The following is a 23,110-nucleotide window of genomic DNA, read 5'->3' as shown; positions in this document are numbered from 1 at the left end:
CAGGGCGCTTGCGTTGAGAAGAAGATTACTGGTAACTGAGATATTCATTAAGAAGCTGGAATCTGAATAACTGTCCCCTATATGTTGACAATAAAAAGGCGTGTCATAATATCCGCCGCTTTCTTCCCTCGATGGATTCTTCCCGTATGAAAACCGTGGCCATGGCGCTGTTCCCGGACTTCCTCCTGCTGGACATGGCCGGGCCGCTCGAAGTGTTTTCCATTGCCAACCGCTACCTGTCGGCGGCGGAGCATTACCAGATTCTCACCCTGGGTACCGAGCCCGGTCCCTTGCGCGCCTCCAATGGGGTGATGGTCCAGACTGACCTGCTGCTGGACCAGGACCAGGCGGCTTATGACCTGCTGCTGGTGCCCGGCGGCCCGGGTGCCTACAACGAATGCCACCCGTCGCTGCTGCCCTGGCTCAAGGCGGCGGCGCCACGGGCGCGGCGCTTCGGCTCGATCTGCACCGGAGCCTTTGTGCTGGGCCACGCCGGGCTGCTCGACGAACGCCGCGTGACCACCCACTGGCACTACACCGAGCGCCTGATCAAGGCCTTCCCCAAGGCCATCGTCGAGACGGATCGCATCTACCTGCAGGATGGGCGGTTGATTACCTCGGGCGGGGTCACCGCCGGTATCGATCTGGCGCTGTCGATCGTCGCCCAGGACCATGGCAAGCAAGTGGCGGTGGATGTGGCCAAGGTGCTGCTGGTGGTGATGAAACGCCAGGGCGGCCAGGCCCAGTTCAGTCCGATGACGGCGTCCGTGGCGCCCCAGGAAACCGCGATCACCCGCGTGCAGAACCATGTGCTCGCCCATCTGGACCAGCCCTTCACCATCGAGTCCATGGCCGAACTGGCTGGCATGAGCCCACGCCACTTTGCCCGGTTGTTCGCCAAGGACGTGCAGATGACGCCCATGGCCTTCCTGCAGGGCGCGCGCATCGACCGCGCCCGGCAACTGCTGGAAACCACCGACCTGCCGCTCAAGACCGTGGCGTTCCATGCAGGCTTCGGCAGCGTGCGGCACATGCGCTTTCTATTCAGTGAAAAACTCGGCTTGAACCCTACCCAATACCGCCAACAGTTCAGTTAACGACGGGATGTCCGTCTCGCGCACCCGATTGTCCGTATCGCTCCCTGTGCCAGCATTGCCCTGTTACAGGTAGCTGGCAAGATAACGTCGAGCCCATGGAAAAGGATGCGCGGATGCCCAAGACCGGGCGTTTCAGCGCGATTGCAGACATGAATGAGCCTCAGGCGATTGACGCGGATGGCACGGTGCGCTTCGGCACCTATGCGTTTCACCGGCAGCAGCGGTTGGTGAGCAAGGCGGGTTGGCCGGTGCCGTTGGGCGGTCGGGCGTTGGATGTCCTTGCGGTGCTGCTGGAGTCGCCAGGGCAATTCATCAGCAAGGCTACCTTGATCGAGCGGGTCTGGCCGTGCAGCGTGGTGGAAGAGAGCAATCTGCGGGTGCACATCGCCGCACTGCGCCGTGCCCTTGACGGGCAACGCTTCATTATTAACGACCCCCAGCGCGGCTACTGTTTCGCCGCATCCCTACATGGCCCGGCCGCAGCGGTGCTGCGCCGGCATAACCTCGCAACCCGGCTCAGCCCGCTGATCGGTCGCGATGAACTGCTGGGCGTGCTGGTGCGGCGTTTGTCCGGGCAGCGCCTGATGACCCTCACCGGTTGCGCCGGCGTGGGCAAGAGCGTCTTGGCCCAGGCCCTGGCCGAGCGTGTATTGCCGCGCTACCGCGACGGTGTGTGGTGGGTCGACTTGGCCACTGTGGAGACGCCGCTGATGATGCTGCGCCACCTGGTCACGGCCCTGCACCTGGAGCCCGCCGGCAGTGCCACTGAGTTGTGTCGCCAACTGGTCTCCCGGCATTTGCTGCTGGTGCTCGACGGCGCCGATCTGCTGCTCGGCGCCTGTCGACATCTTTTGCGGGTGCTGCGCGAAACCGCGCCCCAGGTCAGCGTGCTGGTCAGCAGTCGCGAAGCGTTGCAGGCCCCAGGCGAATGGGTGCTGCGCGTGCCCCCATTGGCCGTGCCGGCGCCGTCGGCGGTGGGCAGTATTGAACAGGCGATGGCGTTTCCCGCCGTGCAACTGTTCGTCGCACGAGCGTGTGCCGGTCAACAGGGCTTTGTGTTGCGCCAACAGGACCTGGCGCCGTTGCGGGACATCTGCCGGCGCCTCGACGGTATTCCCCTGGCCCTTGAACTGGCGGCCGCCCAGGTGGACGCGCTGGGCGTACGTGGTTTACAGGCGCAGTTGCACAGTGGATTGCAGGTACTGGCCCGGGGCCGCCGCACGGCGGTGGAGCGCCACCAATCCCTGGCCGCCGCCCTGGACTGGACCTACGAGCGCCTGAGCCTGCCGGAGCGCTGGCTGTTCCTGCAATTGAGCCTGTTCAAGATGGCCGTGACCGCGCCCACCCTGAATCAGCTGGTCGCCGGCACAGAGCTGGAACACGCCGACTTGTCGTATTTGCTCACGCGCCTGGTCGGTACCTCGCTGTTGAGCCTCGAACCCGGTCCGGGTTATCCGCGCTATCGCCTGCTCAACAGCGTGCGCAGCTATGGCCTGGCACTCCTGCGCAACCCGCAGCAGGTTGCGCGTTTGCAGCAGGGTTATGGGCATTACCTGGGGACGTTTTCAGGCCGGCCGTTTGTCCTGCAGCTCGTCGAGCAGGCAGCGTACGCGGACTAGGTCCTGGGTGGCGAAGCCTTCGGTAAATCGCGCGTAGACCGAACCCAGCAGGTCGCGGGCTGCCTGCACACGACCCTGCTTTTGCCACAGCCGTGCCAAGGAGTCTGCACAGCGCAGCTCCCAGGCCAGCGCGCGTTGCTGGTGTGCCAGGCCCAGGGCTTCGAGCAGCAGCGCCTCAGCCCCGTGGATGTCGGGCATGGACTCGGCGCGCACGCGCAGGATTTCCGCGCTGCACCAGCCGGCCGCACCGCACCGGGCGCGTTCGAACAAGGCGTCATCCACTGCCCGGGCGTTGAAGGTCACCAGGATGTCTTCGACCAGCCCCAATCCCTGTCTATCGTCGATCTGCGCCGTGCCTTCGTAGCACTGCGCCCAGGTGTGGAACAACTGCACCGAATGCTTTTGCGCCTGCTGCAGTAGCAGGTCCAACTGGTCGCGGGCTGCGACGGAGTCACCGTTGTAGTGGGCGATGACCACCCCGGCCAGGGCCAGGGTGTAGCAAATCGACGTGCCGTGATTGATCTGCAATGCCAGCGCCAGTGCCTGGCTTGCGGTGCGCCACGCGCGGTCGGGGAAACCGCGCAGCCACAGGATGCGTGCGAGGATGGTCAACGAGGCCACGCTCTGGTCGTATTGCACGCCAAAGCCGTGGGTAAACCGGTTGAGATGGCCGCTCTGGGCCATGCGCTGGATCACCTGTTCGGCATTCTGCTGCGCCAGCGCCTGGTGGCCGGCGAAGTGCTGCGCCAGCACCCTCAGGCGTTGGGCGCTGAGGGCCAGCAACGGCTCGGCCTGAGGCCCCAACCGGTCGAAATGCAGGCTTTGCTCCAGGGCCTCGCGGTAGTTGCCTCCGCACAGGCTGACCGTCATTTGCCCCGACACCGCGCGCAGTTGGCCGACCAGGTTGCTGTCGGCTTCGGCCAGGCGCCGTGCATGGGCAAAGGCTTCGATGGTCTGCGGCGTACCGCCCAGGGTGTGATAGGAAAAACTGCCGAAGGCCAACTGCAGGGCCATGTTCAAGTGCGGGCTCGGCGTGCTCGATTGCCCCAGCCGCGCCAGGGCCTTGCTCACGTACAGGCCGTGTTCGCGCAGCAGCGACAGCTCCTGCCACAACGGCATGGCGCTGACGGTGAGACGAATGCCCAGCAGGTGGACGCCCTGGTCGCCCAGGCCCCAGTCGAGGGCGGCACGAATGTCTTCGCGCAGCGGGGCATAGCGGTCGATCCAGGTTTGGGTGGCCGTCTGTTCCCAATCGTCCTGCGCCTGGTTCATCAGGACCAGGCAACGGTTGGCGTGGCGTTCACGCGTGGCGTCGAGTTCATTGGCGACGCTGAGTTTTTCCAGGGCGTAGGTGCGGGTGATGTCCAGCAGGCGATAGATCACCTCGTCATCCCCAGCCTCCACATTGAGCAAGGATTTCGCCACCAGTTGGGTGATCGAACCCAGTACCGCGGCCGGCGCAACCTGTTGCCCGGCGATCACCGCTGCGGCACTGGCCAGGCTGAAGCCACCCCGGAACACCGCGAGGCGACGCAGGCAGATTTGCTCGCAGCCGGTGAGCAGTTCAAAGCTCCAGTCCAGGGTGGCGCGCAAGGTTTGATGGCGGGGCAGGGCGCTGCGCCGGCCACGGGTGAGCAGGCGGAAGTTGTCTTCCATTTGCACCAGCAGGCCGGGTAGGCCGAAGCGCTCGATCTGCGCGGCCACCAACTCGATTGCCAGGGGGATGCCGTCCAGGCGTTGGCAGATGTCGATAGCCAGGGGCAGTTCGGCTTCGCTCAGTTCGAAGCTGTCCTGATGGGACATGGCCCGCTCGATCAGCAGTTGCAGGGCCGGATAGCCCAGGGCCTGGGCGCGGTTGCCGGTGGCGGGCGGGCAGGCCAGGGGCTCCAGGCGTTGCACCGACTCGCCCTCGGCGCGCAATGCCTCGCGGCTGGTGGTGAGGATGTGCAATTTGGGCGCGTGGCGCAGCAGGGTCTCGCTGATCAGCGCGATGTCGTCCAGCAGGTGTTCGCAGTTGTCGATCACCAGCAGCAATTGGTGCTCCTGCAGACGGCGGGCAAACACAGCCAGCGGTTCGTGCTCAGTGTGGGTGAGGTCGAGCAGCGCGGCGAGATTGGGCAGGATCATCGACGGTGCACTGAGAGGCGCCAGGTCCAACAGGCGAATACCGTCGCGGTAATGTCCGATCAACAATTCCGCCACGCGCAAGGCGACGGTGGTCTTGCCGATGCCGCCGGCGCCGGTCAGGGTGATAAAGCGTTGCTCGGGCAGCTGCTGCACCAGGCTGTCGATCAGGGCCTGGCGGCCGAGCATGCGCGTGCGTCGCAGCGGCAGGTTGTGGCCCGGGCGTTGGTGCGCGCCTTCGGTCGGTAGGCTCATCGGCTCGATGCTCAGTGGTGCTACAAAACTGTAGCCGCGCTGGGCCACCGTGACGATATAGCGCTGCCCGGCCTGGCCGTCGCCCAGGGCCTTGCGCAGCGCTGCCATATGCACCCGCAGGTTGCCGTCTTCCACCACGCTTTTGGGCCAGACCCGGGCGATCAGTTCCTGCTTGCTCACCACAGTGCCGGCCTGCTCCAACAGGATCAGCAGGATGTCCATTGCCCGCCGGCCCAAGCGCAACGGGCGACCGGCCTCCAGCACCAGGCGCTGGCGCGGGTGGATACGGTAAGGACCGAAATGCACGGCCTGGTCGCGTGGGGCACTCATGGGTGGCCATGCTCTGGGAAAAGTAAGCGGCCAGCATATTCCAGGTGCATGCAGACCACTAGGCAGCGATCTCTTGAGGCTTGTGACGCAGTTGGTGATTTCGCCAGGTCATCGGGTTGACGCCCTCGCTGCGCGTGAACATATGGCAGAAATGCGCCTGGTCGCAAAACCCGCACTCCAGGCTGATTTGCGTGAGGCTCAAGGAGGAACCGGTGATCAGTTCCTTGGCCCGCTGGATGCGCTGCTGGCGTATCCATTCCTGGGGCGACAGCCCGGTGGTGCACTTGAATGCGCGGGAAAAATGGCTGCGCGACAGGGCGCAGGCTTGGGCCAGGTCGGCGATCGCCAGGCTTTCGCCGAGGTTGGCGAGGATCAATTGCTTGGCGATCCGCTCGCGCCGGGGGCACAGGCCGCCGGTAGCGGATAAGCGAGGAGCACAGTACGCAGGTCGGGCCATGACGAATATCCGCAGTCGATGGGAGCGTTCCCGGTGAATGGATGCAGTGTAGACCGGCTCATTTTTGGCGCCGCACCGTCTGGCTGGCGAGTTAATCGTTGTTAATTTCGCCAGGTTCGGTCACGAAAAAGACAGCACAGGCATGCAATCCAGGCAGTGTTTTGCCTGCTTAGCTGGCAGCCTGCTAACCGTTTGGATACCGCCATGAACCGCAACGACCTGCGCCGCGTCGATATGAACCTGTTGGTGATTTTCGAAGCGCTGATGTTCGAGAAGAACCTGACCCGGGTCGCCGAAAAGCTCTTCATGGGCCAACCGGCGGTGAGCGCGGCCTTGGGGCGGCTGCGAGATTTGTTCGACGACCCGTTGCTGCTGCGCAACGGCCGGGGCATGGAGCCCACGCCACGCGCCGTGGCGATACTCAAGGAGCTGCAACCGGCCATGGACACCATTTCAGGCGCAGTCAGCCGCGCCAAGGACTTCGACCCCTCCACCAGCTGTGCGGTGTTCCGCATCGGCCTGTCCGACGACGCCGAGTTCGGCCTGTTCCCGCCGTTGCTCAGCCAACTGCGTGAAGAAGCCCCGGGCATCATCGTGGTGGTACGCCGCGCCAATTACCTGCTGATGTCCGCATTACTGGCCAGTGGCGAGATTTCGGTAGGCGTGAGCTACACCACCGAACTGCCGGCGAATGCCAAGCGCAAGAAACTGCGGGACATTCCCTGCAAGGTACTGCGCGGTGATGACGGCGTTGAACCGCTGACCCTCGACGACTATTGCGCGCGGCCCCATGCGATGGTGTCGTTCTCGGGAGACTTGAGCGGCAATATCGACCTGGACCTGGCGCGTATCGGCCGTGCCCGCCGGGTGGTGCTGGCGGTGCCGCAATTCAGTGGCTTGCGGGCGTTGCTGGCCGGTACACAGATTATTGCAACGGTGCCGGACTATGCGGCGTGTGCGTTGACCGAGGGCACGGCGCTGCGGGCAGAGGATCCGCCGTTTGCGATTGATGCGGCGGAGTTGTCGATGGTGTGGAGTGGGGTGCATGACAATGACCCGGCGGAGCGGTGGTTGAGGGGCAGGATTGCGCAGCATATGGCGGGAGGGGGGTGAGCTTGGCGGCTTCTGGGCCGACCGGAGTTGTGAGCCTGGTGTACTCGGTTAAATGTGCATACCCCCCCAACCCCGACTACCGGTCCTTGTAAGAAATTTCCCAAAAGAGTACAAATGTACTCCATGACAACCCTGACCCCCCGCCGCACCGCCATCCTGACCTTCATCCGCGACCGTATCGCGCAGCAAGGCCAACCCCCCAGCCTCGCCGAGATCGCCGAGGCGTTCGGCTTTGCCTCTCGCAGCGTCGCGCGTAAACACGTTGTGGCCCTGACCGAGGCCGGCTTCATCGAGGTCAATCCCAACCAGGCGCGTGGTATCCGTTTGCTCAACCAGCCCATGCGCCCGGAGTGGCTGGATGTCCCGGTGCTCGGCCGAGTGGCAGCAGGCCTGCCCATCGGCGCGGATGCCGAAGTGCACAGCCGCCTGCAACTCGACCCCGCTACTTTCGCGAAAACCCCGGATTACCTGTTGCGGGTGCAAGGTGATTCGATGATCGAAGACGGCATCCTCGACGGCGACCTGGTGGGCGTCCGCCGCAGTGCCGAAGCCGTGAACGGGCAGATTGTGGTGGCGCGCCTGGACGGCGAAGTCACCATCAAGCGTTTCGAACGCAGTGGCGAACGTGTGCGCCTGCTGCCGCGTAACCCCGCATATGAACCTATCGTGGTAGGCCCCGACCAGGACCTGGCCATCGAAGGGGTATTCTGCGGCCTGGTGAGGCAAGGCTGATGGGCGCCGTGATTGCACTGGACACGCTGTTCAATGGCGGTCGCGTCTGGAAAGGCCGGCCTGCCGCGCCCCCGGCCAGCGTACACCCCACGGGGCTGGCGGCGCTGGATGCGGTGCTGCCCACGGGCGGCTGGCCGGAGTCGGCCTTGAGCGAAATCCTCATGGCCAAGGAAGGCGTGGGCGAACTGCAACTGGTGCTGCCGACCCTCGCGCGATTATCGGCGGCGGGGGAGCGCATTGTGCTGGTGGCGCCGCCCTACACCCCGTACCCCCACGCCTGGCAGAACGCCGGGGTGGATTTGCGCCAGCTGTCGGTGGTCCAGGCCGAGGCGCGCGATGTGTTGTGGGCGGTGGAGCAGTGCCTGCGCTCCGGCAGTTGCGGCGCGGTGCTGTGCTGGCCGCGCAAGGCGGATGACCGCGCCTTGCGTCGCTTGCAGGTGGCCGCGGAAACCGGGCAGACCCTGGCGTTTGCCTGGCGCGCCTTGAGTGAAGCGATCAACGCTTCACCCGCCGCCCTGCGCCTGGCCGTCGAGGCCAAACCTGCCCAGGTGCGGGTGCTCAAGTGCCGGGGCGGTTTGGCTCACCCGGCGCCGATTGCACTGGCGGGGCACTGAGGTTGCCATGCGCTGGGTGTGTATTGTCTTCCCGCAATTGGCGCTGGACGGGGTGCAGCGCCTGCACCCCGAGCCCGACCAACCCCTGGCGCTGCTGGCCGGCACGCCGCAGCGGCGCGTGCTGCAAACCGTCAATGACGCCGCCCGCGCAGTGGGCCTGCGTCCCGGTCAATCGCTGACGGCCGCCCATGCCCTGGCCAAGACCTTTGCCAGCGCCGAATACGACCCCGTGCAAATCGAACGCTGGCAGCAATTCCTGGCGGCCTGGGCCTACCGCTTCAGCTCCCAGGTCAGCGTGTATTACCCGCGCGCCTTGTTGTTCGAGATCGAATCGAGCCTGGGCCTGTTCGGGCCTTGGCCACAGTTCGAGGCACGCTTGCGCCAGGAACTGACCGAGCTGGGCTTTCGTCACCGTATCGTCGCCGCGCCCAACCCGGCGGCGGCGCGGGTGCTGGCCAATCTCTACGATGGCTTGGCCGTGGCCGATGAGGATGGGTTGCTCCAGGCCCTGGCGCCATTGCCCATCGACCGCGCCGGCTTCGACCCGCAAGCGGCCACCGCGTTGTCGCGCATGGGCCTGCGTACCCTGGCCCAGGTACAGGCGTTGCCCCGGCACACCCTGGCGCGGCGCTTTGACGCCGGCCTGCTCAAGCACTTGGATGCGTTGACCGGGCAACGACCATTGGCCCTGGCGTTCTATCAGCCGCCGGACCAGTTCGATGTGCGCATCGAGTTGAATTTCGATGTGCAATCCCACCAGGCCTTGTTATTCCCCCTGCGGCGTTTGACCGGCGACCTCTCGGCCTTCCTCTGCGGTCGCGACAGTGGCGTGCAACGCTTCGACCTGCATCTGGAGCATGCCCAGGCGCCGGACAGCGTGATCACGGTCGGCCTGCTCAGCGCCGAGCGCGAACCGGCGATGCTGTTCGAACTGGCCCGTGGTCGCCTGGAGCAGGTACAGGTCACTTCACCGGTGCGCGGCTTTCGCCTGGTGGCCCAGGACCTGCCGGTGTTCGTGCCGCAACGCCAGGACCTGTTCGACGATCGCCCGCAACAGACCTTGCCGTGGGAGCAACTGCGCGAACGCCTGCGGGCCCGCCTGGGGGATGAGGCGGTGCAAGGCCTGCGCTTCCATGCCGACCATCGCCCCGAATGCGCCTGGCAAATGGCGGCGGATAAAAGCCCGTGCGTCACCTTGAACAAGGTCCAGCGTCCCGGCTGGCTGCTTAACGAACCGACCTTGCTGGCCGAGCAGGGCGTGCAGATCCTCATGGGGCCGGAGCGCATCGAATCCGGCTGGTGGGACGGCGCCGATATTCGCCGCGACTACTACCTGATCCGTACCCGCGCCGGCCAGCAAGGCTGGGCCTATCGCAGTGTGGGGCAAAGCGATGGGCTGTGGCTGCAAGGCTGGTTTGCATGAGTCCCCATAGGCTGCAACCGGCTCTCTGTAGGAGGCGGTGGACATGAGTTACGCCGAGCTGCATTGCCTGTCCAATTTCAGCTTCCAACGCGGTGCCTCCAGCGCGCTGGAGTTGTTCGAACGGGCCAAACGCCAGGGCTACAGCGCCCTGGCGATCACCGATGAATGCACTTTGTCGGGCATTGTGCGGGCCTGGCAGGCATCGAAGGCGGTGGGCTTGCCGCTGATTATCGGCAGCGAAGTGCGCATCGAGAACGGCCCGAAACTGGTGCTGCTGGTGCAGGACCTCAGCGGCTACCAGGCCCTGTGCCGCCTGATTACCCTGGCCCGCCGCCGCGCTGAAAAGGGCCGTTATCGCCTGCTGCAAGAGGACTTCGAACGCCCCCTCAACGGCCTCCTGGCGCTATGGATTGCCGAAGACAGCGACACCCAGGCCTCCATCCAGTGGCTGCGCCGTACCTTCGCCGAACGCCTGTGGCTGGCGGTGCACCTGCACTGCGGCCAGGACGATGCGCGGCATCTGGAGCAACGCCTGCAACTGGCCGCCAGCCTGCATATCCCGGCGGTGGCCTGCGGCGATGTGCATATGCATGCGCGCGGCCGCCGCGCCCTGCAAGACACCATGACCGCGATCCGCCATCACGTGCCGGTGGCTGAAGCCGGCACGCGACTGCACCCCAATGGCGAGCGCCACCTGCGCAGCATCGAGGCGCTGGACGCGCTGTACCCGCAAGCCTTGCTCGACGAGACCCTTAACATCGCGCGCCGTTGCACCTTCGACCTTGGCCAGTTGCGCTATCACTACCCGCGCGAGCTGGTGCCCGAAGGCCATGACGCCAAATCCTGGCTGCGCGCCGTCACCGAAGAAGGCATCGCCCAGCGCTGGCCGCAAGGGGTCGACGCCAAGACCTTGCAGCAGATCAACAACGAACTGGAACTGATCAGCGAGCTGGGCTACGAAAGCTACTTTCTCACCGTGCACGACATCGTGCGCTTCGCGCGCAGCCGTTCGATCCTGTGCCAGGGACGCGGCTCGGCGGCCAACTCGGCGGTGTGTTTTGCCTTGGGGATCACCGAGATCAACCCGAGCCTGATGAACATGCTGTTCGAGCGTTTCCTGTCGCGCGAGCGCAACGAGCCGCCGGACATCGACGTCGACTTCGAACACGAACGCCGCGAAGAAGTGCTGCAATACGTGTTCCAGCGCTATGGCCGCACGCGCGCGGCGCTGACGGCGGTGGTCAGCAGTTACCACGCGGCCGGTGCGGTGCGCGATGTGGCCAAGGCCCTGGGCTTGCCGCCGGACCAGATCAACGCGCTGGCCGAATGCTGCGGCCGCTGGAGTGACGATGCGCCGCCCCTGGAACGCTTGCGTGAGGGCGGCTTCGACCCGGACAGCCCGATCCTGCGCCGCGTACTGACGCTCACCCAGCAACTGATCGGTTTTCCCCGGCACCTGTCCCAGCACCCCGGTGGCTTCGTGATTTCCGAGTACCCGCTGGACACCCTGGTACCGGTGGAGAACGCCGCCATGGCCGAGCGCACCATCATCCAGTGGGACAAGGACGACCTCGATGCGGTCGGCCTGCTCAAGGTGGATATCCTCGCCCTGGGCATGCTCAGCGCGATCCGCCGCTGTTTCGATCTGCTGCGTCGCCATCGCCATCTGGACTTTTCCCTGGCGACGATCCCCAAGGAAGACCCGGCCACCTACGCGATGATCAGCAAGGCCGACACCATTGGCGTGTTCCAGATCGAGTCGCGGGCGCAGATGTCGATGTTGCCCAGGTTACGGCCGCAAAAATTCTACGACCTGGTGATCGAGGTGGCCATCGTGCGCCCCGGGCCGATCCAGGGCGGCATGGTGCATCCCTATCTGCGCCGGCGTAACAAAGAGGAACCCACCACCTATCCGTCGCCGGAGCTCGAGGCGGTGCTCAAGCGCACCCTGGGCATCCCGTTGTTCCAGGAGCAAGTGATGCAGATCGCCATGGTCGCCGCCGACTACAGCCCCGGCGAGGCCGACCAGTTGCGCCGTTCCATGGCCGCCTGGAAACGTCACGGTGGCCTGGAACCGCATCAAGCACGCCTGCGCACCGGCATGTTGAAAAACGGCTACACCGAGGCTTTTGCCGCGCAGATATTCGAGCAGATCAAGGGCTTTGGCAGCTATGGTTTCCCCGAGTCCCACGCCGCCAGTTTCGCCTTGCTGACCTACGCCAGTTGCTGGCTCAAGTGCCATGAGCCGGCGGCCTTCGCCTGTGCGCTGATCAACAGCTGGCCCATGGGTTTCTATAGCCCGGACCAGATCCTGCAGGATGCGCGGCGCCATGGTTTGCAGATCCGTCCGGTGGATGTGCAGGCCAGCGACTGGGATTGCAGCCTGGAACCCATCGACGGCCAGCAACCGGCGATTCGCATGGGCTTGCGCATGATCTCGGGGTTTCGCGAAGAGGATGGGCGGCGTATCGAAGCTGCACGTCAGCGCCGGGCGTTCAGCGACATTGCCGACCTGGACCAGCGCGCCGACCTGGAGGCGCGTGCCCAGGCGTTGCTGGCGGATGCCGGGGCTTTGCGCGCGCTGGCCGGCAATCGGCATACGGCGCGCTGGGCCGTGGCTGGGGTGCATAAGCAGCTAGGGTTATTTGCTGGCCTTCCCAGCCCCGATGAAGCACGGGTGGAACTGCCAACACCGACGGTGGGCGAGGACCTGCATGCCGATTACGCCCTGCTCGGCACCACACTTGGCCCGCATCCGTTGGCGCTGTTGCGCGCCGAGCTGCGTAAACGGCGCTGCCGCAGCTCGAACGAACTGATGGCGGTGGAACATGGCCGCACTGTCAGCGTTGCCGGGCTGGTGACCGGTCGCCAGCGTCCCGGCACTGCCAGTGGCGTGACCTTTGTCACCCTCGAAGATGAATTCGGCAACCTCAACGTGGTGGTCTGGCGCGACCTGGCCGAACGTCAGCGCCAGGTCTTGGTGGGTTCGCGCCTGCTCAAGGTGGACGGACGCTGGGAGGCGGTGGGTGAGGTGCGACACCTGATCGCCGGGCGCCTGACCGACCTGACGCCGCTGCTGGAAGGCATCACGGTGCGCAGCCGGGATTTTCACTGAGGCCGGTAGCGCTTGCGGTGATTAACCCCTAATTTATACAAAATGAAACCATCGACCCTTGATGCGCTCAAAAAATTGCGACTGTCCTTTCTCTGCGCAGAGCCGAACGATGCAATTCTTATCCAATCCCCACGGCTGTGAAGGTTGGGCCGGCGAAATGGCCCAGCGAATTCGCGCATTTGACTGGTCAAGCACCGACCTGGGACCGCTTGACCGCTGGTCCACCAGCCTCGCCTGTACCGTGCAGATGATGCTGGCGTCCCCCGTGCCCATGGTGATGCTGTGGGGCCGGGCCGGGTACATGATCTACAACGACAGCTATTCGGTGTTCGCCGGTGGCCGCCATCCGTATTTGCTCGGCTCGCCGGTGGAGCTGGGTTGGCCGGAAGTGGCCGACTTCAACCGCCATGTGGTGGACACCTGCCTGGCCGGCGGCACCTTGTCGTTCAACAACAAGGACCTGGTGCTCCTGCGCAACGGCCAGCCGGAAACGGTGTGGCTGGATCTCTACTACAGCCCCGTCCCTGGCGACGACCAGCAACCGGCCGGCGTGCTGGCGATTGTGGTGGAGACCACCGCCCATGTGCATTCCGAACGCTTGCGCCAGGAGCTGACCCATAACCTGGAGCAGCGCGTGGCCGCTGAAGTCCAGGCGCGTTCCGCCGCCGAAGACCAACTGCGCCAGGCGCAAAAGCTCGAGGCCATCGGCGGCCTGACCGGTGGCGTGGCCCATGACTTCAATAACCTGCTGCAAGTGATCGCCGGCAACCTGCATTTACTGGCCCGCCATGAACCGGAGAATGCCCAGGTACAGCGGCGCGTCACGGCGGCCATCGCGGCGGTGGAGCGTGGCGCCAAACTGTCGTCGCAACTGTTGGCCTTTGCCCGTCGCCAACCGTTGTCACCGGCCGTGTATAACCCGCAGCGCATCTATGCCGGGCTGGGCGAGTTGCTGCAACGCGCACTCGGCGAAACCATTCATATCGATGTGCAGTTGCCGCAGGACTCCTGGTGCATCAACGTCGACCGCAACCAGCTGGAAAATGCGTTGCTCAACCTGGCGATCAATGCCCGCGATGCCATGAAAGGCGAGGGCGTGATTCGCATCACCGGCGAAAACATCATCCTCAACCCCAGGGATTGCATCGGCAAAAGCATCAAGCCGGGCGAGTATGTGCGCCTGGCCGTCACGGACATTGGCGTGGGCATGCCGGCGACGATCCTGGCGCGGGTGTTCGAGCCGTTTTTCACCACCAAGCGCAACGGCCACGGCACCGGTCTTGGCTTGAGCATGGTGTTTGGTTTTGTTCGCCAGAGCGGTGGGCATGTGGACGTGTGGAGCGAGGAGGGCAAGGGCACCGTGGTGCAAATGTACTTCCCGCGCAGCCTGGGCGAAGAAGTCCAGGAGACTCACCCTGAACCCATGCCGCACGACGTGGGCCAGGAAACCATTCTGGTGGTCGAGGACAACGAGGACGTACGGGTGACCGTGGTGGATCTGCTCGAACAAGCGGGCTACACCGTGCTGACCGCCGAGGACGGCGACCGCGCAATGCAAGCCTTGCAGGACGGGGCGCGGCCCGACCTGATCTTCACCGACGTGGTGATGCCCGGCCGGGTCAAAAGCACCGACCTGGCCGAGTGGGCCCGTGCCCAGTCGCCGCCGGTGGCGGTGCTGTTCACCTCGGGGCACACGCGGGACATTCTCTCCAGCAATCACCTGCTCAGCGCTGACATCCACCTGCTGAGCAAACCCTACAGCCCCGAGGCCCTGACGCAACGGCTGCGCAGCGTGCTCACCGCCAGACAAGGTTGTTCATGACTTCACAGCGTACCCTCCCCCCGATCACTGCCCAGCACCTTGGATTTGTACGGGTGCGCGGCGCCCGCGAACACAACCTGAAGAACGTCGACGTGGATATTCCCAGGGATGCCCTGGTGGTATTTACCGGCGTCTCGGGCTCGGGCAAGTCGTCCCTGGCGTTTTCCACGGTGTATGCCGAAGCCCAGCGCCGCTATTTCGAATCGGTGGCGCCCTATGCGCGACGGCTGATCGATCAGGTCGGCGTGCCCGATGTGGACAGTATCGAAGGACTGCCCCCCGCCGTGGCTTTGCAACAGCAGCGCGGTACGCCGAGTGCGCGTTCCTCGGTGGGCAGTGTCACCACCTTGTCGAGCCTGATCCGCATGTTGTATTCGCGTGCCGGCAGCTACCCGCCGGGACAGGCGATGCTGTACGCCGAGGACTTTTCGCCGAACCTGCCCCAGGGCGCGTGCCCGCAGTGCCATGGCCTGGGGCGCGTGTATGAAGTGACCGAGGCGCTGATGGTGCCCGATCCGTCCCTGACCATCCGCCAGCGCGCAGTGGCGTCCTGGCCCTTGGCCTGGCAGGGCCAGAACCTGCGTGACATCCTCGTGACCCTGGGCTATGACGTGGATGTTCCGTGGCGCGACCTGCCGAAAAAGCAGCGCGACTGGATCCTGTTCACCGAAGAAACCCCGACCGTGCCGGTGTATGCCGGCTTCACCCCCGAGCAGACCCGCGAAGCGCTGAAACGCAAACTGGAGCCGAGCTACCAGGGCACCTTCAGCGGTGCGCGGCGCTACATCCTGCACACCTTCAGCCACACGCAAAGCGCCCTGATGAAGAAGCGTGTCTCGCAGTTCATGCAAGGCAGCGCCTGCCCGTTGTGCGATGGCAAGCGGTTGACCAAGGCGGCGCTGTCGGTGAAGTTTGCCGGGGTGGACATTGGTGAGTTGTCGCAACTGTCATTGACGCAATTGGCCGCGTTGTTGCGGCCGGTGGCGGCGGGGCAGGACAAGATGAAGCTGTCGGTGGAAAAACGCCTCGCGGCCCAGCGCATCGCCGAGGATCTGCTGGAGCGGGTCAGTACCTTGATCGAGTTGGGGTTGGGCTATCTGTCCCTGGAGCGCAGCACGCCGACCCTGTCGTCCGGGGAGTTGCAGCGCTTGCGGTTGGCCACGCAATTGGGCTCGCAGTTGTTCGGGGTGATCTATGTGCTGGATGAGCCTTCGGCAGGCCTGCACCCGGCGGATGGCGAAGCGTTGTTCACCGCGCTTGAACGCTTGAAAGCGGCGGGCAATTCGTTGTTTGTGGTCGAGCATGACCTGGAAACCATGCGCCGCGCCGACTGGCTGATCGATGTGGGCCCGGCCGCTGGTGAACATGGCGGGCAAGTGCTCTATAGCGGGCCGCCTGCCGGCCTGGCGGACGTCGAAGCCTCGCAGACCCGGGAATATCTGTTTGCCGACAAGCGCCCTGCGAGTCAGGCGCGCCGTGAACCCACCGGCTGGCTGAGCCTGGAAGGCGTCACGCGCAATAATCTCAAGGACCTGAGCGTGGATTTCCCGCTGGGCTGCTTTACGTCGGTCACCGGTATTTCCGGCTCGGGCAAGTCCAGCCTGGTCAGCCAGGCGCTGCTGGAGTTGGTCGGCAGCGGCCTCGGCAGCCGGGTGGACAGCGACGAAGAACCGAGCCTGGAAGACGACGCCCCGCAAACCAGCGGCGGACGCATCGGTGCCGGCTTGGAGCATATCCGTCGCCTGGTGCAGGTGGACCAGAAACCCATCGGCCGCACCCCGCGTTCCAACCTGGCGACCTACACCGGTTTGTTCGACAACGTACGCAAGTTGTTCGCCGCGACGCCTGCGGCGAAGAAGCGCGATTACGACGCCGGGCAGTTCTCCTTTAACGTCGCCAAGGGCCGTTGCCCGAACTGCGAGGGCGAGGGTTTTGTCAGCGTTGAATTGCTGTTCATGCCCAGCGTGTACGCCCCGTGCCCGACCTGCCACGGCGCGCGCTACAACCCCGAAACCCTGGCCGTCAAATGGCAAGGCTTGAACATCGCCCAGGTGCTGGGGCTGACCGTGGAACAAGCGGTGGAGGTGTTTGCCGAGCAGCCGGGGGTACTGCGCTCGCTGCAAGTGCTGCGGGATATCGGCCTGGGTTACCTGCGCCTGGGGCAGCCGGCGACGGAACTGTCCGGCGGCGAAGCGCAGCGGATCAAACTGGCCACCGAGCTGCAACGCAACGCCCGCGGCGCGACGTTGTACGTATTGGACGAACCCACCACCGGGCTGCACCCACGGGATGTCGACCGCTTGCTCAGCCAGCTCAATCATCTGGTGGAGGCGGGGCATACGGTGGTCGTGGTGGAACATGAAATGCGCGTGGTGGCCCAGAGTGATTGGGTGATCGACATCGGGCCGGGGGCAGGGGATTTGGGCGGCAAGGTGGTTGCCAGTGGAACGCCGCAGAAGGTGGCCAAAAACAAAACCAGCCGCACCGCACCGTTCCTGGCTCGAGAGCTTATCTAACCGGCGGTGTGGTCCAAATGTGGGAGGAGGCAAGTCGAATCGTCGCACCGCCCCTCCCGCATTTTGCTCAGCGTTGGGTCAGTTGGATCTGTGCCTTGGCCTGCTTCACCACGTTCTCGACCGTAAACCCGAACTTCTCCTGCAACTTCGCCAGCGGCGCCGACGCGCCGAAGCTGTTCATCACCACCTTGGCGCCGGTCTGGCCGACGTAGCGGTCCCAGCCCAGTGGCCCGGCCTGTTCCACCACCACCCGTGCCTTCACTGCCGGCGGCAAGACACTGTCGCGGTAGGCCTGGTCCTGGTCTTCGAACAGTTCCCAGCTGGGCATTGAAACCACCTGCGCGGCGATCCCTTCGCTTTTCAACTGCTCATACGCTGCAACCGCCAGGCTGACTTCACTGCCCGTCGCCAACAGAATCACTTTAGGATCATCAGCCCCCGCCAACACATACGCGCCCTTGGCCGCACCCGACGCCGCCGCATACTGCGTACGATCCAGCGTCGGCAGCGGCTGGCGGGACAGCACCACGCAACTTGGCCGGTGGGTTTGCGCCAGTGCGACCTTCCACAGTTCCAGGGTTTCATTCGCGTCGCCGGGGCGCAGGGTCAGCAACCCCGGCGTGGCCCGCAGTTGGGTCAGGTGTTCGATGGGCTGGTGGGTTGGCCCATCTTCGCCCACGCCAATCGAGTCATGGGTGAAGACGAACACCACCGGCAACTCCATGATCGCGGCCAGGCGGATCGGCGGCTTCATGTAGTCGCTGAACACCAGGAACGTCGAGGTGTACGGCCGCAGGTAGGACAGCGCCATGCCATTGGCAATCGCGCCCATGGCGTGTTCGCGGATGCCGAAGTGCAGGTTGCGCCCGCTGTAGTCGTCGGCACTGAAGCGCCCGGCACCGTCGAAGGTGAGGTTGGTCTTGGTCGACGGCGACAAATCCGCCGAGCCGCCGAGCAACCAGGGGACGTGCTGGGCAAACGCATTCAGCACTTCGCCACCGGCGGCGCGGCTGGCGACGCCCTTGGTGTCGGTGTCGAAGCGGGGCAGGTCATCCTGCCAGTGCTCCGGCATTTCGCCGGCACGCATGCGGCGCAACTCGTCGGCCAATGCCGGCTCGGCTTGCTCAAGCTGCGCCAGGTGCTGGTTCCATGCTTCATAGAGCGGCCGGCTGCGCTCCAGCAGCGCATCACGCAACACACTGCGGGCTTCGTCCGGTACCAGGAAACTGGAGTCTTCGGGCCAGCCATACGCGGCCTTGGTCAGGCGAATTTCATCGTCGCCCAACGGCTCGCCATGGGCGGCGGCGGTGTTGTGTTTGTGCGGCGAGCCATAGCCGATCACGCTGTCGACCACGATCAGGGTCGGCGCGCCGGTGTTGCGCTTGAAGGTGTTCAGCGCCTCGCCCAAGGCCTGCAGATCATTGGCATCGGTGACGTGTAAGGTGTGCCAGCCATAGGCCTGGAAGCGCTTGATCACGTCCTCGCTGAAGGCCAACTCGGTGTGGCCTTCGATGCTGATGGTGTTGTTGTCGTAGATCCAGCACAGGTTATCCAGCTTCAAGTGCCCGGCCATCGACGCCGCTTCGCTGCTGATGCCCTCCATCATGTCGCCGTCACCGCACAGGGTGTAGACGTTGTAGTCGAACAGCACGCGGCCGTCGCGGTTGAAGCGCTTGCCCAGCCAACGCTCGGCCATGGCCATGCCGACGCTGTTGGCGCAGCCCTGGCCCAGCGGCCCGGTGGTGGTTTCCACGCCGGTGGTCATGCGGTACTCGGGGTGCCCGGGGGTCTTGGAACTCATCTGCCGGAACTGCTTGATGTCGTCCAGGCTGATCGCCGGTTGCCCCGAGCGTTTGCCATGGGCATCGATCTCGACCACGCCGGCCAGGTGCAGCAGCGAATACAACAGCATTGACGCATGTCCCACCGACAACACAAAGCGATCACGGTTGGGCCAGTCGGGATGCTCGGGGTGGTAACGCAGGAAGCGACTCCACAGCGTATAGCCCACCGGCGCCAGGCCCATAGGCGTGCCGGGGTGGCCGGAGTTGGCCTTCTGCACGGCGTCCATGGCCAGGGTGCGCAGGGTGTTGATGCATTGGGTGTCGACAGCAGTGGCAGCGTGAGTCATGAAACCGTTCTCCCTCGGGTGGCGATCTACAGTGGAGGGCAGGGTGTGGTAAAGGTTTGATCCCATTGCCTGCGCCGCGACGAACGGGGATGGATTGAGCCTAAACATGACAAGACCGGTTGGAATGGGCTAGCTTCAAGGGTGTAGGCCATTGATCAACTTGCGGAGGTACGCCATGCCAGTGAAACACGACCTGTATCAGGATTTGGGGTTGAGCAAGGAAGCCGTTCACGAACGCAGGGCGAGCGACAAACGCCTGGACTCGCTGCTCACTCAATACGACGCTGCCGACGGGGAGGTGTTGAAGGCGGAATCGGCCAAAGCCAGCGATGAGGATGTGGAGAAGCTGAAAAAGAAACGGCTGTTGGTCAAAGACGAGATCGTGGGGCGATTGGGTTAAATGAAAATCTGACCCACCGGTAGGAGCGAGATTGCTCGCGAAGAACGTCAACGATTACGCAGCTCTTCTGATTTAACGCGGCGTTCTCAAGTTTTTCGCGAGCAAGCTCGCTCCTACAAAAAGCACAGCGTATTTATTCAGAATTGCCTTAGGGGCATCATTCACGCCACTGTCTATGATGCCGCTCGCCCACCCGGCTCAGGGGACTGTTGCGGCGCAAGGATTGCGCCGGTGAGCCGGGTGGCACTTGCTGTTTTTACGCCAGCAGTGTCCGGGTGCATTCATCCATCGAACGCTGCTGCGTCTCGCCATACAACTTCAATTCATCAATCGTCTTGCGCCCCAGGGCCTTCTCGAACTCGGCCTGGTTCGAATTGACCGCGTAGTGACTCTGCGCCGCGTCCCCCAGGTTCGACTGGAAAATCCCCGCCGCACTCACCGGCAGGAAATCCTCATACACCAACGGTTCGACATCCACATGGCCGGCGGCGACCAGTGCCTCCAGCGTGCGCGGTTGATCGGCCTGGCCGCGGGCTGCCAGGCCTTTTTCCGTGGCGAAGTAGCGGAAGTAGGCGAGGCCCTGTTCACGCATTTGCGCGTGGGTATCCGGGAAGGCCTGGAAGTGCTGCTCCATCAATTGCATGTAGCGCGCGGCATTGCCCTCGTTGGGGAACGCGCCCAGTTCGTCCCGCGCGGCATTCAGCAGTTGGTCGTACAGTGCGCGGCCTTTGGGCGTCAGCGCCACGCCACGCTGTTCGATTTCACCGAAGCGCGCGCTATGGCTGCCCTGGGCATCGGTGAAAGCGATGGGTTCGTCGAGGGCCTTGAAGCTGGTCTGGCGCAACAGGATCGGGCAGTGGCGGCGGGGTGGGCCTTCGATCACGGCCTTGGGGGTGATGCCCTTGCCGGGCATGGCGGCCTGGACCTGATCGATGTCCAGGGTGCGCGGGGTCAGATGGTTGATGTGCGGGCCCTTGAAGGCCACCACGTCGGCGATCAGGCGGTGCTGGTCGCTGAGTTGCTGGTACTGCGCGGCGGTCACGGTCGCGGTGTGGTGCCAGCGGAAGGTTTCCAGGGCCTGGCGCACAAACTCATCGGCATCCTCAGCAGTGAGGCCGCCGTCTTTCTCCGATTGCTCGATCAGCGCCAGGGCGCGGGGGGTGAAGATCGAGCGCTTGGCCAGGGCGGTTTCGGCAAACGCACGCAGCTCGGGATTTTCGATCAGCTCCAGGCGCAGCAGCGAGGTGAACACGCGAAACGGGCTGGTTTGCAGCGCGCTTTCATGCACGGCGCGGAAGGCGGTGGAGTGCACCGGTACGCCGGCGGGGGTCAGGTCGTAGTAGCCCACCGGCTGCATGCCCATCACCGCGAACAGGCGGCTGATGATCGCCAGTTCCGCCGCAGTGCCCAGGCGGATGGCGCCATGGCGTTCCATGTCCAGGCGCTGGATCTCGCCGGTGCGTTGCAGCTGGTGCGCCAGGCCCGGTTCGGTGTCGAGTACGTGGGTGTTGGTCTCGGCGACCAGCTCCATCAGCGCGCCATACAGGGGAACTTCATCTCGGTACATGTCGGACATGGCCTTGGAAAAGCCCTTGCGGATCTCGTCGGGGCTGACATGTGCGGTGGTGTGCATAGAAAAATTCCTGATGGCGATGGAGATGGGTGGAGATGGGCGCGGCCTGTGCCTGGATTTTGTTGGGCTGTGGGCGGGCGTGCAAACGAAGAATCCTCTGGACTTCATTCTGCAAATGAATGAAATGACGTGAATATGACAAAAAACGGCGGCAGAGAAATTTCATTTTCCAGGCACTTTTCTAAAGAAAGCTTCACGAGGTCCGCCCGGGCCAGCATGAAAGAATCGTCACGTTTGCAGAGCCCACGATGGGTTTGCACGCCAAGCACGATAAAAAAACATTCAGGGGCCGCAGTTAATGAAAATTTCTACACTGGCGTTGTCGATCACGGCCGCCGTTCTTGCGCAACAGGCTTACGCTGATGACTTCGGGCTCGGCTCGCTGGGCACGGGCAATGGCCACAGCGGCTTTCTCGAAGACAGCCATGCGTCCGTCAGTTCGCGGACCATGTACTACAGCGCGGATAACCGCTCGGGGACCAACAACGACTTGCGCGAAGCGGCAACCGCGCTGCGTTTCGACTACAAATCCGGTTTCACCCAAGGCACCGTTGGCCTGGGTTTTGACGTGATGGCCTTCGGCGCCCTGCGCCTGGACGGTGGCGATGGTCACGCCGCAGGCCCTGGCCTGGCGGGTAACGGCAACAGCTTCTTCCCGACCAGGAACAACGGCACCGAGCCGGCGGATGCCTTCGGTCGCGCGGCCGGCAACGTGAAGTTCCGCATTTCCCAGACCGAGTTGCATGTCGGGGGTGGTTTGGCGCCGGTGCTGCCGATCCTGGTCTCCAACGACAGCCGCGTGGCGCCGCAAACCTTTGACGGCGGCATCCTTACCTCCAGCGATATTCCCAACGTCACCTTCACCGGCGGCGAGCTGAACCGCGTCGAAGGCCGTGCCTCCAGCAACTCCACGGGCTTGAGCGTGGCTGGCGGTACGCGCGACAGCGACAGCTTCAAATTCGGTGGGGTGGACTACAAGCCGTTTGGTTCGTCCGACAACGCCATCGCGAAAAACCTGACGTTGCAGTACTACTACGCCCAGTTGCAGGACTTCTACAAACAGAACTACTTCGGCCTGGCCCACGTGCTGCCGCTGGGCAACGACCAGTCGTTCAAGACCGACCTGCGTTACTTCGACAGCAGCAGCGACGGCAGGAATGGCCAGAGTGGCTACCAGTTCAACAACAACGGCGGCTACGCCAAGCATGCGAACGAAGTGGACAACAAAACCTACAGTGCCGCGTTCACCTACCAACTGGGCGGCAGCAGCTTGATGCTCGGCCACATTGGCGTGGGTGACGATGGCGGCTTTGTGTGGGTCAACCAGGGCAGCCTTGCCGATCCGCACGCCCAAGGAGCCGGCGGCAGCGACTTCTACCTGTTCACCGACGCGGTGGTGGGCCAGTTCTCCCGGGCGGGCGAGCAGGTCAACTTCGGGCAGTACTCGTATGACTTCAAGGCCTACGTGCCGGGCCTGAAAGCGTCCGTGGCCTACCTGGACGGTTCGGATATCAAGTCGAAGGTCGCCGGTGGCCCTGACCAGAAAGAAAACGAAACCGACTTCCGTCTGGACTACGTGGTGCAGGCGGGTCCTCTGAAAGGCTTCGGTACCACCTTGCGTACCGGTACCTATCACGGCAAAAACACCGGCACCGCCGACCAGGACCAGACCCGCCTGATCTTCAACTACACGTACGCCATCTTCTAAGTCTTCATGTGCACCCGGGCG

Annotated in this window: 15 protein-coding genes; 11 read left to right on the top strand and 4 right to left on the bottom strand. The window is 64.1% G+C overall.

Annotated features, from left to right (window positions below; translation table 11 throughout):
- The first annotated feature begins 146 nt into the window (after positions 1-146).
- Positions 147-1,097, top strand: a complete 951-nt coding sequence (locus tag HDC32_RS03840; protein ID WP_184742590.1) for a GlxA family transcriptional regulator — start codon at positions 147-149, stop codon at positions 1,095-1,097.
- A 95-nt stretch (positions 1,098-1,192) separates the two neighbouring features.
- Positions 1,193-2,716 (top strand): winged helix-turn-helix domain-containing protein, encoded by a 1,524-nt coding sequence (locus tag HDC32_RS03835; protein WP_184742589.1) that lies wholly within the window; start codon positions 1,193-1,195, stop codon positions 2,714-2,716.
- Here the strand turns inward: HDC32_RS03835 and HDC32_RS03830 are convergent.
- Together HDC32_RS03830 and HDC32_RS03825 are read right to left on the bottom strand one after the other, a co-directional pair.
- Entirely contained in the window at positions 2,663-5,425 is a 2,763-nt protein-coding gene (locus HDC32_RS03830; RefSeq protein WP_184742586.1) for a winged helix-turn-helix domain-containing protein, read from the bottom strand. The two genes, HDC32_RS03835 and HDC32_RS03830, sit on opposite strands and share 54 nt — an antisense overlap.
- 58 nt (positions 5,426-5,483) lie before the next feature.
- Complete coding sequence (locus HDC32_RS03825) at positions 5,484-5,882, bottom strand: helix-turn-helix domain-containing protein (protein WP_090403294.1); 399 nt, start codon at positions 5,880-5,882, stop codon at positions 5,484-5,486.
- Between the two features lie 204 nt (positions 5,883-6,086).
- Between HDC32_RS03825 and HDC32_RS03820 the strand changes: the two genes are divergently transcribed.
- The 7 genes from HDC32_RS03820 (at position 6,087) to uvrA (ending at position 17,217) form a co-directional block, all read left to right on the top strand.
- Complete coding sequence (locus HDC32_RS03820) at positions 6,087-6,995, top strand: LysR family transcriptional regulator (protein WP_131699267.1); 909 nt, start codon at positions 6,087-6,089, stop codon at positions 6,993-6,995.
- Between the two features lie 114 nt (positions 6,996-7,109).
- On the top strand, positions 7,110-7,727 hold the full coding sequence (gene lexA, locus HDC32_RS03815) for a transcriptional repressor LexA (RefSeq protein WP_131699268.1): 618 nt from the start codon (positions 7,110-7,112) through the stop codon (positions 7,725-7,727).
- Positions 7,727-8,341 (top strand): translesion DNA synthesis-associated protein ImuA, encoded by a 615-nt coding sequence (imuA, locus tag HDC32_RS03810; RefSeq protein WP_145337499.1) that lies wholly within the window; start codon positions 7,727-7,729, stop codon positions 8,339-8,341. The genes lexA and imuA overlap by 1 nt, the downstream gene beginning before the upstream one ends.
- Before the next feature lie 7 nt (positions 8,342-8,348).
- Positions 8,349-9,764 (top strand): DNA polymerase Y family protein, encoded by a 1,416-nt coding sequence (locus HDC32_RS03805; RefSeq protein WP_184742584.1) that lies wholly within the window; start codon positions 8,349-8,351, stop codon positions 9,762-9,764.
- 43 nt (positions 9,765-9,807) lie between these two features.
- The gene (locus HDC32_RS03800; RefSeq protein ID WP_184742582.1) at positions 9,808-12,879 is read left to right on the top strand and encodes an error-prone DNA polymerase; all 3,072 of its coding nucleotides are present in this window, start codon (positions 9,808-9,810) and stop codon (positions 12,877-12,879) included.
- Between the two features lie 109 nt (positions 12,880-12,988).
- On the top strand, positions 12,989-14,701 hold the full coding sequence (locus HDC32_RS03795; RefSeq protein ID WP_167655795.1) for an ATP-binding protein: 1,713 nt from the start codon (positions 12,989-12,991) through the stop codon (positions 14,699-14,701).
- Positions 14,698-17,217: an excinuclease ABC subunit UvrA gene (gene uvrA, locus HDC32_RS03790; protein WP_184742580.1), complete on the top strand. Its 2,520-nt coding sequence runs from the start codon at positions 14,698-14,700 to the stop codon at positions 17,215-17,217. The genes HDC32_RS03795 and uvrA overlap by 4 nt, the downstream gene beginning before the upstream one ends.
- A gap of 67 nt (positions 17,218-17,284) precedes the next feature.
- Here uvrA and tkt read toward each other — a convergent pair whose 3' ends face one another.
- A complete protein-coding gene (gene tkt, locus HDC32_RS03785; protein ID WP_184742578.1) occupies positions 17,285-19,348 on the bottom strand; it encodes a transketolase in 2,064 nt (687 codons plus the stop codon).
- 175 nt (positions 19,349-19,523) lie between these two features.
- On the opposite strand from tkt, the gene HDC32_RS03780 reads away from it, so the two are divergent.
- Complete coding sequence (locus HDC32_RS03780) at positions 19,524-19,748, top strand: DUF465 domain-containing protein (protein WP_053128262.1); 225 nt, start codon at positions 19,524-19,526, stop codon at positions 19,746-19,748.
- Positions 19,749-20,004: 256 nt separating this feature from the next.
- Here HDC32_RS03780 and HDC32_RS03775 read toward each other — a convergent pair whose 3' ends face one another.
- Positions 20,005-21,381 (bottom strand): VOC family protein, encoded by a 1,377-nt coding sequence (locus HDC32_RS03775; RefSeq protein WP_184742576.1) that lies wholly within the window; start codon positions 21,379-21,381, stop codon positions 20,005-20,007.
- A 298-nt stretch (positions 21,382-21,679) separates the two neighbouring features.
- On the opposite strand from HDC32_RS03775, the gene HDC32_RS03770 reads away from it, so the two are divergent.
- Positions 21,680-23,089 (top strand): OprD family outer membrane porin, encoded by a 1,410-nt coding sequence (locus HDC32_RS03770; protein ID WP_184742574.1) that lies wholly within the window; start codon positions 21,680-21,682, stop codon positions 23,087-23,089.
- Positions 23,090-23,110 lie beyond the last annotated feature (21 nt).

It is taken from the genome of Pseudomonas sp. JAI120 (genome assembly GCF_014207255.1).
GTDB lineage: Bacteria > Pseudomonadota > Gammaproteobacteria > Pseudomonadales > Pseudomonadaceae > Aquipseudomonas.
This window is presented reverse-complemented; position numbering and strand designations above follow the sequence as displayed.

Coding starts and splice junctions, on each gene's coding strand:
- HDC32_RS03835 (WP_184742589.1), top strand. CDS start 1,193: ATGGAAAAGGATGCGCGGATGCCCAAGACCGGGCGTTTCAGCGCGATT.
- HDC32_RS03800 (WP_184742582.1), top strand. CDS start 9,808: ATGAGTTACGCCGAGCTGCATTGCCTGTCCAATTTCAGCTTCCAACGC.
- lexA (WP_131699268.1), top strand. CDS start 7,110: ATGTACTCCATGACAACCCTGACCCCCCGCCGCACCGCCATCCTGACC.
- HDC32_RS03805 (WP_184742584.1), top strand. CDS start 8,349: ATGCGCTGGGTGTGTATTGTCTTCCCGCAATTGGCGCTGGACGGGGTG.
- HDC32_RS03795 (WP_167655795.1), top strand. CDS start 12,989: ATGCAATTCTTATCCAATCCCCACGGCTGTGAAGGTTGGGCCGGCGAA.
- imuA (WP_145337499.1), top strand. CDS start 7,727: ATGGGCGCCGTGATTGCACTGGACACGCTGTTCAATGGCGGTCGCGTC.
- HDC32_RS03830 (WP_184742586.1), bottom strand. CDS start 5,425: ATGAGTGCCCCACGCGACCAGGCCGTGCATTTCGGTCCTTACCGTATC.
- HDC32_RS03775 (WP_184742576.1), bottom strand. CDS start 21,381: ATGCACACCACCGCACATGTCAGCCCCGACGAGATCCGCAAGGGCTTT.
- HDC32_RS03820 (WP_131699267.1), top strand. CDS start 6,087: ATGAACCGCAACGACCTGCGCCGCGTCGATATGAACCTGTTGGTGATT.
- HDC32_RS03825 (WP_090403294.1), bottom strand. CDS start 5,882: ATGGCCCGACCTGCGTACTGTGCTCCTCGCTTATCCGCTACCGGCGGC.
- tkt (WP_184742578.1), bottom strand. CDS start 19,348: ATGACTCACGCTGCCACTGCTGTCGACACCCAATGCATCAACACCCTG.
- uvrA (WP_184742580.1), top strand. CDS start 14,698: ATGACTTCACAGCGTACCCTCCCCCCGATCACTGCCCAGCACCTTGGA.
- HDC32_RS03840 (WP_184742590.1), top strand. CDS start 147: ATGAAAACCGTGGCCATGGCGCTGTTCCCGGACTTCCTCCTGCTGGAC.
- HDC32_RS03770 (WP_184742574.1), top strand. CDS start 21,680: ATGAAAATTTCTACACTGGCGTTGTCGATCACGGCCGCCGTTCTTGCG.
- HDC32_RS03780 (WP_053128262.1), top strand. CDS start 19,524: ATGCCAGTGAAACACGACCTGTATCAGGATTTGGGGTTGAGCAAGGAA.